The organism is Candidatus Pelagibacter sp. Uisw_092 (assembly GCF_047729545.1).
Taxonomy (GTDB): domain Bacteria; phylum Pseudomonadota; class Alphaproteobacteria; order Pelagibacterales; family Pelagibacteraceae; genus Pelagibacter.
The window spans coordinates 806,488-819,561 of the sequence record NZ_CP159824.1 but is presented as its reverse complement, the minus strand read 5'-3'; the positions used below and the strand labels follow the sequence as shown (position 1 = coordinate 819,561).

Sequence of the window (13,074 nt, the reverse complement as noted above, 5' to 3'; positions counted from 1 at the left end):
CTTATGCAAATTGGGTTTATAGGAATTGGCTTAATGGGTTTTCCCATGGCAAAAAATTTACTTAAATCTGGTTATAGATTAAAAGCGTTCAATAGATCTCAAGATAAAGCTGAAAGATTAAAAGAGTTTGGTGCAGATCTTTCTACATCTATTAAAGATGCTGTTGCCAGTTCAGATGTAATTATTACAATGCTTACAGATGATGTTGCAGTTGAGAAAGTAATAGGTAGTGATGAGTTCATAAAAAATATTAAACCTAATGCCACTGTAATAGATATGAGCTCTATTAACCCTGCATTATCAAAAAAGTGTGCAAAATTGTTAAAAGAAAAAAAGATAAACTATTTAGATGCTCCAGTTTCAGGGGGTACATTAGGTGCTGAGGATGCATCACTTGCTATAATGGTAGGTGGAGAAGAAAAAATATTTAATGAATGTTTTGATCTACTTAAAATATTAGGAAACCCAACATTAGTAGGTCCAGTGTCATCTGGACAAATATCAAAATTAGCCAATCAAATTATAGTGGGTGTAACTATAGGAGCCGTTGCCGAAGCAGTTACTCTATGTGAAAAATCTGGAACCAACCCTAATAAAATGATTGAAGCTTTATCTGGGGGGTGGGCTGATAGTAAAATATTACAAACACATGGAAAAAGAATGATTAAGAAAGATTTTTCACCAAAAGGAAAAACGACTACCCAGCTAAAGGACATGACAAATATCATAAATACAGGAAAAGCAGCTGATTTACATTTGCCTATTTCAAATTTAATTAAAGAAATGTATAAAAATTTAGTAGATGATGGACTTGGAAATACTGACCATAGCTCTCTTTATAATGAAATCGAAAAAATTAATAAAAAATGAAACTATTAAGAATAGGAAAAAAGGGACAAGAAATTCCAGTAGCCATAGATAAACATGGAAAATATAGAAATCTTTCATCTCATATAAATGATTTAAATCCTGACAATATAAATTTTGAAACACTTGAGAATTTAAAAAATATTATTTTAGAAAATTTAGAAGAAGTAGATAAAAATGAAAGAATAGGTGCGTGCTTAGCAAAACCAGGAAATTTTTTTGCTGTTGGTTTAAACTATACTGAACATGCAAAAGAAACAGGTGCAAAACCACCTGAGTATCCTGTGTTATTTAATAAATCTGTACATTCCATTGTTGGGCCAAATGATAATGTAATAATTCCACGAGGATCTAAAAAATTAGATCATGAAGTTGAAATTGCTTTTGTTATAGGAAAAAAAGCTAAAAGAGTCTCTGGAAAAAGATGCACAAGATTATATTTTTGGATATTGTATTTGTAACGATATAAGTGAGCGTGAGTGGCAAAAAGAAAAGGGTGGTCAGTGGGTTAAAGGAAAGTCAGGTGATACATTTGGACCTTTAGGACCTTATTTAGTAACAAAAGATGAAATTAAAGATATTAATAATTTAAATTTAACCCTAGATGTGAATGGCAATAGACATCAAATAGGAAACACAAACCAAATGATTTTCAATTTTAGTTTTTTAGTAGCTCATATTACAAGTTTTATAACTTTGATGCCTGGCGATATAGTTACAACAGGAACTCCACCTGGTGTGGGTCTAGGAATGAATCCCCCAGTTTTTTTAAAAGATGGTGATAACATGAAACTGTCAGTTGACAGTCTTGGTGTACAAAATACAAAAGTAAAATCAGAATAATTTTATATGATTGAATTTTTTGTTGCTTTTGGAGCTGGCTTAATTAGCTTTCTATCACCTTGTGTTTTACCTTTGATACCAGGTTATATTTCTTTTATTTCTGGAGCATCATTAAATGAATTACTTGAAAATAAAAAAATAAATATATTCCCACTAATATTATTTACTTTAGGTTTTTCTTTTGTTTTTATTATGTTTGGTGCAGCAGCCTCTTACTTAGGGCAAGTACTTTTACAAAATTCACAAACTTTAAGAGTGATTGCAGGTCTAGTTATAATTATATTTTCTCTACAATTAATTGGAATTATAAATATTAGTTTTTTGAACTTTGAAAAAAAAATTTATACAAAAAAGAATAATAATATTTGGTTTTCTTTTGTAGTTGGAATGGCTTTTGGTTTTGGATGGACTCCTTGTATTGGCCCAATTCTGGGCTCAATTCTAGCACTAGCCTCAACTGAGGAAACAATATTTAAAGCGATAATTTTACTCAGTTTTTATTCACTTGGGCTAGCAATACCTTTCATTTTATCAGGTTATTTAATGCAAAGATTTTTAATGTTTTCTAAAAACTTTAAAAAGAATATTAATATTGTCTCAAAGAGCGGGGGTATTATACTTTTAATTACTGGAATCCTAATTTTAACAAACCAATTACAAGTTTTAGGTTACTATATTTTAAATTCTTTACCATTTTTGCAAAATTTTGGTTAATAGGTTAATAACTATCTATACTTATGAAAATTTATCAAATTGATACAAGTGCTAGAAAAGAAGGTTCTACATCAAGAGCTTTAGCTAAAAAATTATTAAATAAAATTAAAAAAAAGGAGGATGAGATTATTTATAGAGATCTTAATGATGAAATGATTTTTATATCAAATTTAACCGAGTCAGGAATGAAAATTTCAGTAGGAGAACAAACTGACCAGCACAAAAAAATGTTTGAGCTATCAGATAAGTTAGTTTTTGAATTAAAGGAGAGTGATATCATAATTATTTCAGTGCCTATTTATAATTTTGGTCCTCCAGCAACATTGAAAGCCTGGGCAGATCTAGCTGCAAGAGTTAAAGAAACCTTTAAGTACAATGAAGATGGAAGTAGAGTTGGACTACTTGAGGATAAACTAGTTTATCTCATAATCACTTCTGGTGGCACAAAAATCAATAGTAAAGAGGATTTTTTAACACCTTGGTTAACGCATGTTTTAAACTTCTTTGGAATTAAAAATATTACTGTAATTGCAGCCGATCAAATGGCTATAGATTATAAAAAATCTGTTAAAAAAGCTGAAGAACAGATTAACAAAATATCTTGATGAGCTTATTAAATTTAAAAGAATGCAAGTTATATGCAGACTTTTTAAATAAGTTAGCTAAAGATTTAACAAAGTATTATTACTCAAAATTGAATGGAACTTTTAAAGTATCAAATAAAATCAAAGGCAAAGGATACGACCCAGTTACAACTTCTGACAGAGCATTTGAAAAATTTATAAGATTAAAAATCAAAGAAAGATTTCCTAAACATCAAATCATAGGTGAAGAGTTTGGAATCAAGAAATCATTAAGTGACTATACTTGGGTTATAGATCCAATTGATGGAACTAGATCATATGTAATTGGAAACCCCACATGGAGTAATTTAATATCATTAAACTTTAAAGGTAATCCTATTATTGGTCTTGCAAATTTTCCAATATTAAAAAAATATTATCTAAACTTTAGTACTAATAAAGCTTATATTTTTCAAAATGGAAAAAAAAAAAACTAACAGTTTCAAAAAAAGTTTCTTTTAATCAAATAAAAGTTGCTGGTGCTTTTTATGGTAGTCTTTCAAATAAACAAAAAGCAAAGATTCCAAGAGTTACAAAATTAATGCAGTTTCCAGTGACAGATGCATTAAGTTATTCACATTTTTGCGAAGGTAAAATAGACGTAATAATTCAAAGAAAAAATAAGATTTGGGATATCCATCCATTAATACCAATTATAGAAGCTGCAGGTGGAGTTGTAACTACCTGGGATAATAGAGATGCTATTAATGCTGGAAATATTTTAGTTTCAGCAAACCAGTCTATCCATAATAAGATGCTTAAACTTTTAAAACCTGTATCAAAATATTGATAAGTGATTACTAGTAAATCACAGAATATATTAGATTTTTGGTTTATAGAGTCTTTGCCTGAAGAACTTTTTAGAAAAAAACATTCTTTTGATAAAAAAATAAGAGAAAAATTTTTTAACGACTATCAAAAGGCTATAATAAACGAATATGATGACTGGCAAGATGACCCAAAATCCTGCTTAGCTTTAGTTATTCTATTAGATCAATTTTCTCGTAACTTGTTCAGAAATGATAAGAAAGCATTTGAACAAGATCACAAATGTAGATTAATTGTTAATGAGATTATTGATAGAGGTGATCTTGAAAAACTGAATTTTCATGAAAAACTATTTATGCTATTGCCACTCATACATAGTGAGGAAATTAGTGACCATATTTATGCTCACAATTTATCTAATTTACATTTAAAAAATCATCCTCAAGTAGATTTAATTAAGATTTCATGGAAAGACCACACGGATGTTATCAAAAAATTTAAAAGATACCCTCACAGAAATAAAGTATTAGACAGACAGTCAACCCCAGAGGAAATAAAATTTCTTACTCAAACAAATTCATCTTGGTAAAATTACTAATTATATGAACTGATAATAAGATATTTATAATTTGCATATGAGAAGTGACAATATGTCATTTTATTATTTGCATATGCCCCCCTATAAGATTTGTAAAATTTAATGAATTAACATTATCTTCTCTCTCTATTAGATGGTTAATATTAACTTCCCTTGAAAGAGGGAAGTTTTTTATTGTGATTATCCTCAGTGAATATTATAAATTTTAAATGAACTTCAAGTTTGTTTATAAAATATGTACTAAATCTGAGTGGCAAGAAACTAAAAAAAAAGGTCTATTAACAGGTTCAAAAAAAGATCTAGAAGATGGTTATATTCATCTTTCAGCTGATAACCAGGTTGCTGGAACCCTCAAAAAATTTTATCAAAACCAAAAAGATTTAATTTTATTAAAGATAGATACTTTGAAACTTGATCATCTAATTTGGGAACAAGCTTCAGATGGAAATATGTTTCCACACTTATATTCCTCTTTGGATATTTCTAATGTTATTGAAGAATTAGAGATAGAAGAGGAATATGAAAAAACAAATAATTATTGTGAAGAATGTAAAAAAGAAGATGAAAGTGTTTTTCAAAACTTAATTTTAAGTAGTTTTAAAATTTGTAATTCTTGCAAAACTGCAAAGACTATTTTTCCACTTTAACTTACAGAGCTAATGGGCAAGGCATTCATTTTGCTCATTACGAAAGATATTGAAAGAAAAGCAATTATTAAAAAAGCTAAAATAACTATTCCAAATGATTTAAAATTAGACTTTAGATTTAAAACTTGTTTTGTTGAAATGATTAATCCTGCAAATATCCAGAACTGAGTTAGAAATATTATTGGGATCATTAAATCTGGTGTTACAGCAAAAAATCTTAAAAGCCCTGGTGCATGAGCAAACCCAACTGCTGTTAATACTTTTTTAAATGGAACTTTAGTTTCTTTATCTGGAAATAATTTTACACCAATAACATAGATAAAAAGTCCCCAAACAAACCAGGTAAGAATTGCTGTTAATCCAGACATTGCAATAGGGGTTTTAATAACAGTGTTTGCAGCAACAGCTCCAGCTAAGCCGTCTAGTATCATTATAAGTCCTGCAAAATATATTGCAGCCTCACCAAAGTTTTTATTATCCTTGTAAAGAGTTTTGTCTAATTTAATAGACCGAACAATTATATTTAAAAATTGACCAAACATTATTTATTTTTTTTATTTTTCTGAGCTTTATAAGAAACAAATAGTGGAAAGAGTATTAAAGCAATTACTATTATTATGCAAACTACGATTAGGAATGATTTTGTCATTATTAGTGGGGGAGAACTAATCTCCCCCAAATAATTAATTTAACCTTTAACGACTTCTCTTGTGTTTGCGTTAAACAATTCTGTAAATGGAATATCCACTACAACTGCATCAACAGGAGTTCCTGGTGTGTCAGAATATTTAGCAGGTAAGTGAACTTTGTACTTAGTCCCAACTTTACCTTTAGGGAAACTATTAGCATTTAATGTTCCCTCAAATGGTACATATCCCATTGCAATATTTTGACCTTTTTCAGGGTGATACCAAGGTGATGTGATAAATCCTACAGGATTTCCACCACTCTCAGGTGACACTAACCAAAAATCAGGAGCATATTCTTCGATTGGTTTTCCACCCAACTCAAGACCTACTAACTGAAGTTTGTAAGGTTTTTGACCATCCTTAAGTTCTGCACCCATTTTCTCTAATGCAGCTTTTCCAACATAGTCAGCTTTTTTATTCCACTCACCTTTACCAGATAGTGATACTTGGTAACCAAGGTTACACTGGAAAGGATTGTGTTGTTGATCCATATCTTGTCCCCAAGAAAGAATTCCGGCTTGAATTCTTCTATGGTGAGCAGGAGCAATAACCATTAGGCTATGTTTTTTTCCTGCAGCAAGAACAGCATTCCACATATCATCAGCATATTTAGTTGCTTCTCTTAAGTAGATTTCATATCCAGCTTCACCTGAGAAACCAGACTGAGAAATCACACAACTTCTGCCGCCAACTTTAACTTCAGCTAAACCGTAGAAAGGCATGTTGTCAAAATCAACTTGATCTCCACAAAGGTCTTTCATTAAAGCTTTTGATTTAGGACCTTGAATTTGCACTGGGCAAACGTCAATTTCTTCAACCGTACAATCAAATCTTCCATCAGCGTTAACACCTTGAAGATACATTCCAATATCAGAGTCTGATAGTGAGAACCAAAATTCATCTTTTGAAATTCTAAGAAGAATAGGATCATTTAAAACTCCACCATAAGCATTACATAAAATTACATATCTTGCTCTCATTGGTGAGATCTTAGTTGCATCTCTAGTTATAACGTAGTCAGTAAACTTTTCTGCATCAGGACCTTTAACTCTAATTTGTCTTTCAACAGCAACGTTCCACATTGTAACGTGATTTTTAATTGCTTCATATTCAACCATAGCCCCACCATCTTCGGGTTTTACATAACCTCTTGGGTGATAAATACGATTGTAAACAGTTGCTCTCCAACATCCAGCTTCCATTGATAGATGCCAGTATGGAGATTTTCTTACTCTTGTTGAAATTAACATTTCAACTTTTGTAGGTCCACTTTGTCTTAAGTTATATGGTACTTCACGATCTGATTGATCTACAGAAGTAGCATGCTTTAGTTTGGTATAATCAAATTCATTAGACATAACCGTTCTCCTTCAACCACCTGTTAGTTTCCTTCAAGCCGCCGAATGTATAAATGTGGAAGTTGCCAGTAAACTCTTTCACTTTCCCAATTAATTCATTAGGGTCTTTAGGTTTCAATAAATCTAATGCCTTACTAAAATTAGACTTAAGAAAATTTATAGAATTTTTCGCCCCGACAATATTAGCAAATTTAATCAAGCTAGTTATTTTCATTGGCCCAGTAATTCCTACATGCACTGGTACTGACTGCTTAGAAATGAAATCTACGATAGGTTGACTCTCTAATAACCACTGGGTCACTATATAGTCAGCGTAAGGTTTTTTATCTATCATAGCCTTTTCTAATTCTTTATCAGAAATATCCTGACTTCCCTCTGGATGTCCTGCTATTCCTATTTTAATTTTATCAAAAAATCCTGTTTCTAAAATTTGAATTGAACTATCAAATTTTCCAACTGGCTCTCTACTTCCACCAATAACTAATGCTTGTTTAACACCCACATCTTTACATCTTGCAATGTAATCTTTAAGTTGAGTATCATCCATGATTGATCTTGCTGGAAAATGTGGAACTGGATTAAATCCTTTTTTAACTAATTCAGCTGACTGGTCAGCTGTCTCTTTATAGTCTCCTCCTGGAAGCATGGTTACATAAACATCCTTAACTGGAGGCAATGTATCAAGATCTGTTTGAGGTCCAACCTCAAGTGAAAAATTCATTTTTCCCGATGATTATCTTTTTTGTAAATGCTGTCAAAGAAATTCATCTTGTGGATAAAAATAATTGTTGCCAAAAATTGAGTGGGTGATAATTTTTTTTAATGTCTGAAAATCTTAAAAATCTTGAACTTTCAAAGATCTTGGATTTGGACAAAATTAGAGTGGTTGGGAACCCCATCGAGAAAGCCCATGGCTTACCAAACGAGTGCTACACCAGCTCTGACTATCTAAGAATTGAAAGAGAGAGGATTTTCATGAATAAATGGACAGTAATTGGCGTTGGAAGTTCTGTGCCAAATATAGGAGATGCTCAACCGTATAATTTACTAGGTATCCCTCTTATTATTCTAAGAGACAAAGAGAAAAAAATAAGGGTATTTCACAATGTCTGTAGCCATAGAGGCTTCAAGCTTTTAGATGAGCCTTGTGCTTTGAAAAATGTCTTAAGATGTCCATACCACTCCTGGTCCTACGATTTTGATGGAAAGTTGGTTGCGACACCTCACATAGGAGGCCTGAATATTCATGAGACAGAAAAATTCGATAAATCATCAAGTAATTTGAAGGAAGTTAGAACCATAGTTTGGATGGACATAATATTTATCAATATAAATGGTAATGAATTAGAGTTTGATGAGTATATCAAGCCTCTTGAGGAAAGATGGTCAAAATTCATATCTAAGAAAGATCAAAAATTACTCAAGCACTCAAAAGATCATGGGTATTTCAGTCTTGATGTTAAATGTAATTGGAAATTTGCAATAGAGAATTATTGTGAAAGTTATCATTTGCCTTGGATTCATCCTGAATTAAATAAAGTTTCAAATATTAGTGACCATTATCACATCCAAGGTCTACCAAATAGATTTGCTGGCCAAGGTACAAATAAATACGATCAACCTGTTAAAGGAAATCAAACTTTTAATAATTTTCCAAATTGGCCAACAGAACTGTCTAAAAAGGCTGAGTATATTGCTTTATTTCCAAACGTAATGATTGGTCTTCATATAGATCATTTTTATGTTTTTTGGTTAGAACCTAAGTCTATTAGTGAAACTAAAGAACATTTAATGATGTATTATGTAGGTGATGATAGTGCGAATGGAACTGAGTTTACTGAGATGAGAAAAAAAAATGCAGAATTTTGGAAAGAAGTTATGTCAGAAGATATAAAAGCTATTGAAGGTATGCAGGAAGGTAGAAATTCACCAGCATATAATGGTGGAAATTTTTCACCAATAATGGATAATCCTACACATGAATTTCATAAATGGATTGCTAATAATTTAACTGAATGAAAAAGTAAATGTCTCTAAAAGATGTGGGAAATAAAATCCCAATTTATAAACTTAAAACTACCAAAGAAGTAATGGATTTTTATGACGAGTGGGGCGACAACGATAAGTATAATAAAGATATGGTTGATTGGGATTATTCAGGTCCAAAAGAAACAGTAAACACTTTTAAAAAATACGCTCAAAGCAAAGACATATTAATTTTTGATGCAGGTTGTGGCACAGGCCTTGTTGCTAAAGAATTAAAAAATTTTGGATATAAAAATTTTCATGGAGCAGATTTATCTAAAACTTTATTAGATACGATACCAAAAGATTTATATAAAAAGCTATATAAAGTAGATCTAAATCAACCAATTAAAATAGAAGATAATTTTTATGATGCGGTTATGTGTGTTGGAACTTTTACATATGCACATGTCAAACCCAGCGCTTTAGATGAATTTGTAAGGATTACAAAAAATAAAGGTTTAATTTGTTTTACTATTAATGAAGGAATTTACGAGGAATATGGGTTTAATAAAAAAATAAAAGAATTAAAAGATAAGAATAAATGGAAAGAAATTGAATTTTTTAAATCAGATTATATTGCCAGCAAAGATGTAAATGCGTGGCTCGGTCTATATGAGGTTATAAAATAAAATGAAAATAATATTAATAATGGGTCTACCAGGATCTGGCAAAACAACTTTAGCAAATGAAATTGCCCCATCACTAGATGCTAAAAGACTTAATGCTGATGAAGTTAGAAAAGAAGCCAATGATTGGGATTTTTCAGAAGAAGGCAGAATAAGACAAGCCAAAAGAATGGCAGATTTTGCAAAAAAATTAAAAGATGATGGAAATTATGTTATTGCAGATTTTGTTTGCCCAACGCCTGAAGCAAGAAGTTTATTTCCTGCAGATTATATAGTTTGGGTAAACACAATAAAAGAGGGACGTTTTGATGATACTAACAAGATGTTTGTTAAACCTGAAAAATTTGACTGTCAGGTTACAACTCAAGATGCTAAACATTGGGCACCAATAATAGTAGAGGAGATCAAATAATGGCTTACGAATGGGATAATAAAAAACCGACTGCACAAATGCTTGGCAGATGGCAACCATTTCATGATGGTCACTATGCTTTATTTCAAGAAATTGTTAAAAAAACGGGTCAAGTTTGTATTCAAATAAGAGATGTTCAAGGTGTTGACGATAATCCATTTGATTTTGATACAGTTAAAAAGAATATTGAAGAAAAATTAAACCCAGAATTTGAAGGTAGATTTAAAGTAATGATGGTTCCTAATATTACTAATATTTGTTACGGAAGAGGGGTTGGTTACAAAATAGAAGAAGTTGTTCTATCAGAGGAAATTCAACAAATCTCAGCAACAAAAATTAGAGCTAAAATGAGAGAAGATGGCAAACTTAAGTAATATTAAAGTTAAACTTTTAAATAAAGATATTGCTTCAATCATCATTAATGAGCCAAAAACATATAATGCACTTTCATTTAAAAATTTAGAAGATTTAATTAAAGCCTTTAAAAAATTAGATGAAGACAAAAATATTAAGGTAATAATTATTGAAGGGTCTGGAAAAGGTTTTAGTGCAGGTCATAATTTAAAAGAAGTAAGTGGATTAAAGAAAAGAGAAAAATATCAAAAACTTTTTAATCTTTGCTCAAAATTAATGCTTCAAATAGTTGAAGGAAAAAAACCGGTTATTGCAAAAGTTCATGGGGCAGCATTTGCAGCAGGTTGTCAATTAGTTGCGAGTTGTGATCTGGCTTACAGTGCTAATGATGCAATTTTTGCAACACCAGGAGTAAATATTGGTTTATTTTGCAGTACACCGATGGTTGCAGTTAGCAGAAAAGTTAATAGAAAAAGAATGATGCAGATGCTGTTAACTGGCGAACCCATTAAAGCAAATTATGCAAAAGAAATTGGATTAATTAATAATCATTTTTCTAAATCAAAATTAAACAATGAAGTATTAAAAGTTGCCAAAACTATTGCTTCAAAATCAAGTTTTACAATTAAAATCGGCAAACAAACTTTTTATAATCAATTAGAAATGCCATTAAGAAAAGCTTATGCTTATACAAGTAAAATGATGACTAAAAATATGATGGCAATGGATGCAAAAGAAGGAATATCTGCATTTTTACAAAAAAGAAAACCTAAATGGAAAAACAAATAATAGACGATAAAATAAAAGAACTATTTATTAGCTCAAGAGTAATAGCTTTAGTTGGGGCAAGTAAAAAAAAAGAAAAAGATTCAAATATAGTAATGAAATTCTTACAAAAATCTGGTTATAAAGTTATTCCTGTAAACCCAACATGTGTAAATGAAACAATACATGGAGAAAAAGTTTATGAAACTCTATTAGATATAAAAGAAAAAGTAGACATAGTTGATGTTTTTAGACCAAGTGAAGAGACTATAGATATAGCCAATCAAACTAAAGAAATTGGGGCACATGTTTTGTGGCTACAACTTAATATTGAAAATGATAAGGCTAAAGAAATTGCTACAAAAAATAAAATTTATTATATTGCTAACAAATGTACTAAAATTGAATTTCAAAAATTATTTGGAATAATTTAGAAAATATTTTTATTAAATTAGTAATTAATATTCTGAGGATAAACCTAGTTTTTCCAGTTTTACAGGGCTAGTTTTTGACTACCCATGCTCGATGATAAAAATCATCTATATTTTTTTGAATTAACCCCTTAGCAATTTGAGTAGCTTCTTGCTCTTCAAAAGGGCCATATTTTTTTTCAGTATTCTTTAATATTGTTTCAATCTCGTTAGGGTTGGTATGCTCACCTTCAATTACATAAAAATTTTTCATGGCTTTCTTATAGAACTAGTTTAAAAATACACAAATGAAAAAAATATTTCTTTTATATGGTCATTATAACGAAAAATCTTTTAACGCTGCTATTAGAGATAAATTTATAAAAACAGCTGAAGCAAATGGTCATTCAGTTGATTGTGTAGACCTATATAAGGAAAAATTTAACCCTGTTTTTGCAGGTGAACAAGCTGGTGAAGATGTTCTAGATCATCGTAGACGTATTGAGAAGTGTGATACCATTGTTCTAATTGCACCTATTTGGAACTTTAGAATGCCAGCAATTGTGGAGGGATGGATAGATAAAGTTTTGTCACCACCATGGGCATTTACATTTAAAAAATTAGTTGGAAATTATGGTTATCCAATGGGAAATTTAAAAGATAAAAAAGCTATAATTTTTTGTACTTATGGATCACCAAGGCTCGCTATTACAACCTTCTTTTTAAACCTGCCTATAAGAAGATTAAAAAGAGGGGTATTTCACATGTGTGGCATTTATAATATTGTTTATAGAAGATATTTTGCTGTACCGTTTGTTAGTGATAAAAAAAGAGAACAATTTTTGGAAGACGTCAGAACAACTGCACAAAATATATAAAGTAATTTTAATTACTTTATTTTTAACATCTCCATCATTTGCTGAATTAGTTAAGCCTAATAACGGGATTGAACCTTATCAAGTTGTCAAAATCCAATTAAGAAGTTTAAAACAGAATGATAATCCAAAAAAAGATAATGGAATTGAGCAGACTTGGGAATTTGCACACCCAAATAATCAAAAAAATACAGGTCCTTTAGATCGATTTAAAACGATGATAAAAGGAAAGTCTTATGTGATGCTTCTTAATCACTTGGACCATAAGGTTGTGGAGATAAAATCTGATGATTTAACTGCTCTTTTTGAAGTAACAGTTCTTGATAGAGATAAGGTCTATTATAAATTCAACTGGTCAGTTGAAAAATATACAAAAAATGGTCCCCTTAAGGACTGTTGGCTGACCACAATGGTCTCCGCACCAATGCCTCTTGGATCTTCAGTTTAAGCTAATAACTAAACGAATTTTGTTTCGTTAATAATAAAAAAATAGTAGG

At 30.6% G+C, this 13,074-nt stretch carries 19 protein-coding genes and 1 pseudogene; 16 read left to right on the top strand and 4 right to left on the bottom strand.

Annotation, left to right across the window (positions count from 1 at the left end; all coding sequences use genetic code 11):
• Nucleotides 1-3 precede the first annotated feature (3 nt).
• From ABXT63_RS04595 to ABXT63_RS04560, 8 genes and pseudogenes are all read left to right on the top strand, one after another.
• Nucleotides 4-870 carry an NAD(P)-dependent oxidoreductase gene (locus ABXT63_RS04595; RefSeq protein WP_415320415.1) on the top strand — a complete coding sequence of 289 codons (867 nt, stop codon included), beginning with the start codon at nucleotides 4-6 and terminating at the stop codon, nucleotides 868-870.
• Nucleotides 867-1,710, top strand: a pseudogene (locus tag ABXT63_RS04590) (fumarylacetoacetate hydrolase family protein). Before ABXT63_RS04595 ends, ABXT63_RS04590 begins: the two are co-directional and overlap by 4 nt.
• Nucleotides 1,711-1,716: 6 nt before the next feature.
• The gene (locus ABXT63_RS04585) at nucleotides 1,717-2,424 is read left to right on the top strand and encodes a cytochrome c biogenesis CcdA family protein (RefSeq protein ID WP_415320414.1); all 708 of its coding nucleotides are present in this window, start codon (nucleotides 1,717-1,719) and stop codon (nucleotides 2,422-2,424) included.
• Between the two features lie 23 nt (nucleotides 2,425-2,447).
• Entirely contained in the window at nucleotides 2,448-3,029 is a 582-nt protein-coding gene (locus ABXT63_RS04580; RefSeq protein ID WP_415320413.1) for an FMN-dependent NADH-azoreductase, read from the top strand.
• The gene (locus tag ABXT63_RS04575) at nucleotides 3,029-3,484 is read left to right on the top strand and encodes an inositol monophosphatase family protein (protein ID WP_415320412.1); all 456 of its coding nucleotides are present in this window, start codon (nucleotides 3,029-3,031) and stop codon (nucleotides 3,482-3,484) included. Before ABXT63_RS04580 ends, ABXT63_RS04575 begins: the two co-directional genes overlap by 1 nt.
• A 29-nt stretch (nucleotides 3,485-3,513) precedes the next feature.
• The gene (locus ABXT63_RS04570) at nucleotides 3,514-3,837 is read left to right on the top strand and encodes an inositol monophosphatase family protein (RefSeq protein ID WP_415321948.1); all 324 of its coding nucleotides are present in this window, start codon (nucleotides 3,514-3,516) and stop codon (nucleotides 3,835-3,837) included.
• 3 nt (nucleotides 3,838-3,840) lie between these two features.
• Entirely contained in the window at nucleotides 3,841-4,404 is a 564-nt protein-coding gene (locus tag ABXT63_RS04565) for a DUF924 family protein (RefSeq protein WP_415320411.1), read from the top strand.
• Nucleotides 4,405-4,622: 218 nt separating this feature from the next.
• A complete protein-coding gene (locus ABXT63_RS04560; protein WP_415320410.1) occupies nucleotides 4,623-5,060 on the top strand; it encodes a DUF952 domain-containing protein in 438 nt (145 codons plus the stop codon).
• Here the strand turns inward: ABXT63_RS04560 and ABXT63_RS04555 are convergent.
• The 3 genes from ABXT63_RS04555 to ABXT63_RS04545 all read right to left on the bottom strand — a co-directional run bounded on the left by ABXT63_RS04555 (nucleotide 5,057) and on the right by ABXT63_RS04545 (nucleotide 7,828).
• The gene (locus tag ABXT63_RS04555; protein ID WP_415320409.1) at nucleotides 5,057-5,602 is read right to left on the bottom strand and encodes a hypothetical protein; all 546 of its coding nucleotides are present in this window, start codon (nucleotides 5,600-5,602) and stop codon (nucleotides 5,057-5,059) included. The genes ABXT63_RS04560 and ABXT63_RS04555 overlap by 4 nt on opposite strands.
• A 146-nt stretch (nucleotides 5,603-5,748) precedes the next feature.
• A complete protein-coding gene (locus ABXT63_RS04550; RefSeq protein ID WP_415320408.1) occupies nucleotides 5,749-7,107 on the bottom strand; it encodes a glycine cleavage T C-terminal barrel domain-containing protein in 1,359 nt (452 codons plus the stop codon).
• Entirely contained in the window at nucleotides 7,100-7,828 is a 729-nt protein-coding gene (locus ABXT63_RS04545) for a methylenetetrahydrofolate reductase (protein WP_415320407.1), read from the bottom strand. Before ABXT63_RS04545 ends, ABXT63_RS04550 begins: the two co-directional genes overlap by 8 nt.
• 101 nt (nucleotides 7,829-7,929) lie before the next feature.
• Between ABXT63_RS04545 and ABXT63_RS04540 the strand changes: the two genes are divergently transcribed.
• From ABXT63_RS04540 to ABXT63_RS04515, 6 genes are read left to right on the top strand one after another with little or no spacing between them, the layout of a single operon-like run.
• Nucleotides 7,930-9,126: an aromatic ring-hydroxylating oxygenase subunit alpha gene (locus ABXT63_RS04540; RefSeq protein WP_415320406.1), complete on the top strand. Its 1,197-nt coding sequence runs from the start codon at nucleotides 7,930-7,932 to the stop codon at nucleotides 9,124-9,126.
• Between the two features lie 8 nt (nucleotides 9,127-9,134).
• Entirely contained in the window at nucleotides 9,135-9,764 is a 630-nt protein-coding gene (locus ABXT63_RS04535; RefSeq protein ID WP_415320405.1) for a class I SAM-dependent DNA methyltransferase, read from the top strand.
• A 1-nt stretch (nucleotide 9,765) separates the two neighbouring features.
• Nucleotides 9,766-10,173: an AAA family ATPase gene (locus ABXT63_RS04530; protein WP_415320404.1), complete on the top strand. Its 408-nt coding sequence runs from the start codon at nucleotides 9,766-9,768 to the stop codon at nucleotides 10,171-10,173.
• On the top strand, nucleotides 10,173-10,547 hold the full coding sequence (locus ABXT63_RS04525; RefSeq protein ID WP_271519061.1) for a cytidyltransferase: 375 nt from the start codon (nucleotides 10,173-10,175) through the stop codon (nucleotides 10,545-10,547). The genes ABXT63_RS04530 and ABXT63_RS04525 overlap by 1 nt, the downstream gene beginning before the upstream one ends.
• Complete coding sequence (locus tag ABXT63_RS04520) at nucleotides 10,531-11,316, top strand: enoyl-CoA hydratase (protein WP_415320403.1); 786 nt, start codon at nucleotides 10,531-10,533, stop codon at nucleotides 11,314-11,316. Before ABXT63_RS04525 ends, ABXT63_RS04520 begins: the two co-directional genes overlap by 17 nt.
• A complete protein-coding gene (locus tag ABXT63_RS04515) occupies nucleotides 11,301-11,726 on the top strand; it encodes a CoA-binding protein (protein WP_415320402.1) in 426 nt (141 codons plus the stop codon). The genes ABXT63_RS04520 and ABXT63_RS04515 overlap by 16 nt, the downstream gene beginning before the upstream one ends.
• Nucleotides 11,727-11,793: 67 nt before the next feature.
• Here the strand turns inward: ABXT63_RS04515 and ABXT63_RS04510 are convergent, their stop codons facing one another.
• Nucleotides 11,794-11,976 (bottom strand): hypothetical protein, encoded by a 183-nt coding sequence (locus ABXT63_RS04510; RefSeq protein ID WP_415320401.1) that lies wholly within the window; start codon nucleotides 11,974-11,976, stop codon nucleotides 11,794-11,796.
• Between the two features lie 34 nt (nucleotides 11,977-12,010).
• Here ABXT63_RS04510 and ABXT63_RS04505 point away from each other — a divergent pair, with 34 nt between their 5' ends.
• Complete coding sequence (locus tag ABXT63_RS04505) at nucleotides 12,011-12,580, top strand: NAD(P)H-dependent oxidoreductase (protein ID WP_415320400.1); 570 nt, start codon at nucleotides 12,011-12,013, stop codon at nucleotides 12,578-12,580.
• On the top strand, nucleotides 12,522-13,025 hold the full coding sequence (locus tag ABXT63_RS04500) for a DUF4864 domain-containing protein (RefSeq protein ID WP_415320399.1): 504 nt from the start codon (nucleotides 12,522-12,524) through the stop codon (nucleotides 13,023-13,025). The genes ABXT63_RS04505 and ABXT63_RS04500 overlap by 59 nt, the downstream gene beginning before the upstream one ends.
• Nucleotides 13,026-13,074 lie beyond the last annotated feature (49 nt).

Coding starts and splice junctions, on each gene's coding strand:
- ABXT63_RS04595 (WP_415320415.1), top strand. CDS start 4: ATGCAAATTGGGTTTATAGGAATTGGCTTAATGGGTTTTCCCATGGCA.
- ABXT63_RS04585 (WP_415320414.1), top strand. CDS start 1,717: ATGATTGAATTTTTTGTTGCTTTTGGAGCTGGCTTAATTAGCTTTCTA.
- ABXT63_RS04580 (WP_415320413.1), top strand. CDS start 2,448: ATGAAAATTTATCAAATTGATACAAGTGCTAGAAAAGAAGGTTCTACA.
- ABXT63_RS04575 (WP_415320412.1), top strand. CDS start 3,029: ATGAGCTTATTAAATTTAAAAGAATGCAAGTTATATGCAGACTTTTTA.
- ABXT63_RS04560 (WP_415320410.1), top strand. CDS start 4,623: ATGAACTTCAAGTTTGTTTATAAAATATGTACTAAATCTGAGTGGCAA.
- ABXT63_RS04555 (WP_415320409.1), bottom strand. CDS start 5,602: ATGTTTGGTCAATTTTTAAATATAATTGTTCGGTCTATTAAATTAGAC.
- ABXT63_RS04550 (WP_415320408.1), bottom strand. CDS start 7,107: ATGTCTAATGAATTTGATTATACCAAACTAAAGCATGCTACTTCTGTA.
- ABXT63_RS04545 (WP_415320407.1), bottom strand. CDS start 7,828: ATGAATTTTTCACTTGAGGTTGGACCTCAAACAGATCTTGATACATTG.
- ABXT63_RS04540 (WP_415320406.1), top strand. CDS start 7,930: ATGTCTGAAAATCTTAAAAATCTTGAACTTTCAAAGATCTTGGATTTG.
- ABXT63_RS04535 (WP_415320405.1), top strand. CDS start 9,135: ATGTCTCTAAAAGATGTGGGAAATAAAATCCCAATTTATAAACTTAAA.
- ABXT63_RS04530 (WP_415320404.1), top strand. CDS start 9,766: ATGAAAATAATATTAATAATGGGTCTACCAGGATCTGGCAAAACAACT.
- ABXT63_RS04525 (WP_271519061.1), top strand. CDS start 10,173: ATGGCTTACGAATGGGATAATAAAAAACCGACTGCACAAATGCTTGGC.
- ABXT63_RS04520 (WP_415320403.1), top strand. CDS start 10,531: ATGGCAAACTTAAGTAATATTAAAGTTAAACTTTTAAATAAAGATATT.
- ABXT63_RS04515 (WP_415320402.1), top strand. CDS start 11,301: ATGGAAAAACAAATAATAGACGATAAAATAAAAGAACTATTTATTAGC.
- ABXT63_RS04510 (WP_415320401.1), bottom strand. CDS start 11,976: ATGAAAAATTTTTATGTAATTGAAGGTGAGCATACCAACCCTAACGAG.
- ABXT63_RS04505 (WP_415320400.1), top strand. CDS start 12,011: ATGAAAAAAATATTTCTTTTATATGGTCATTATAACGAAAAATCTTTT.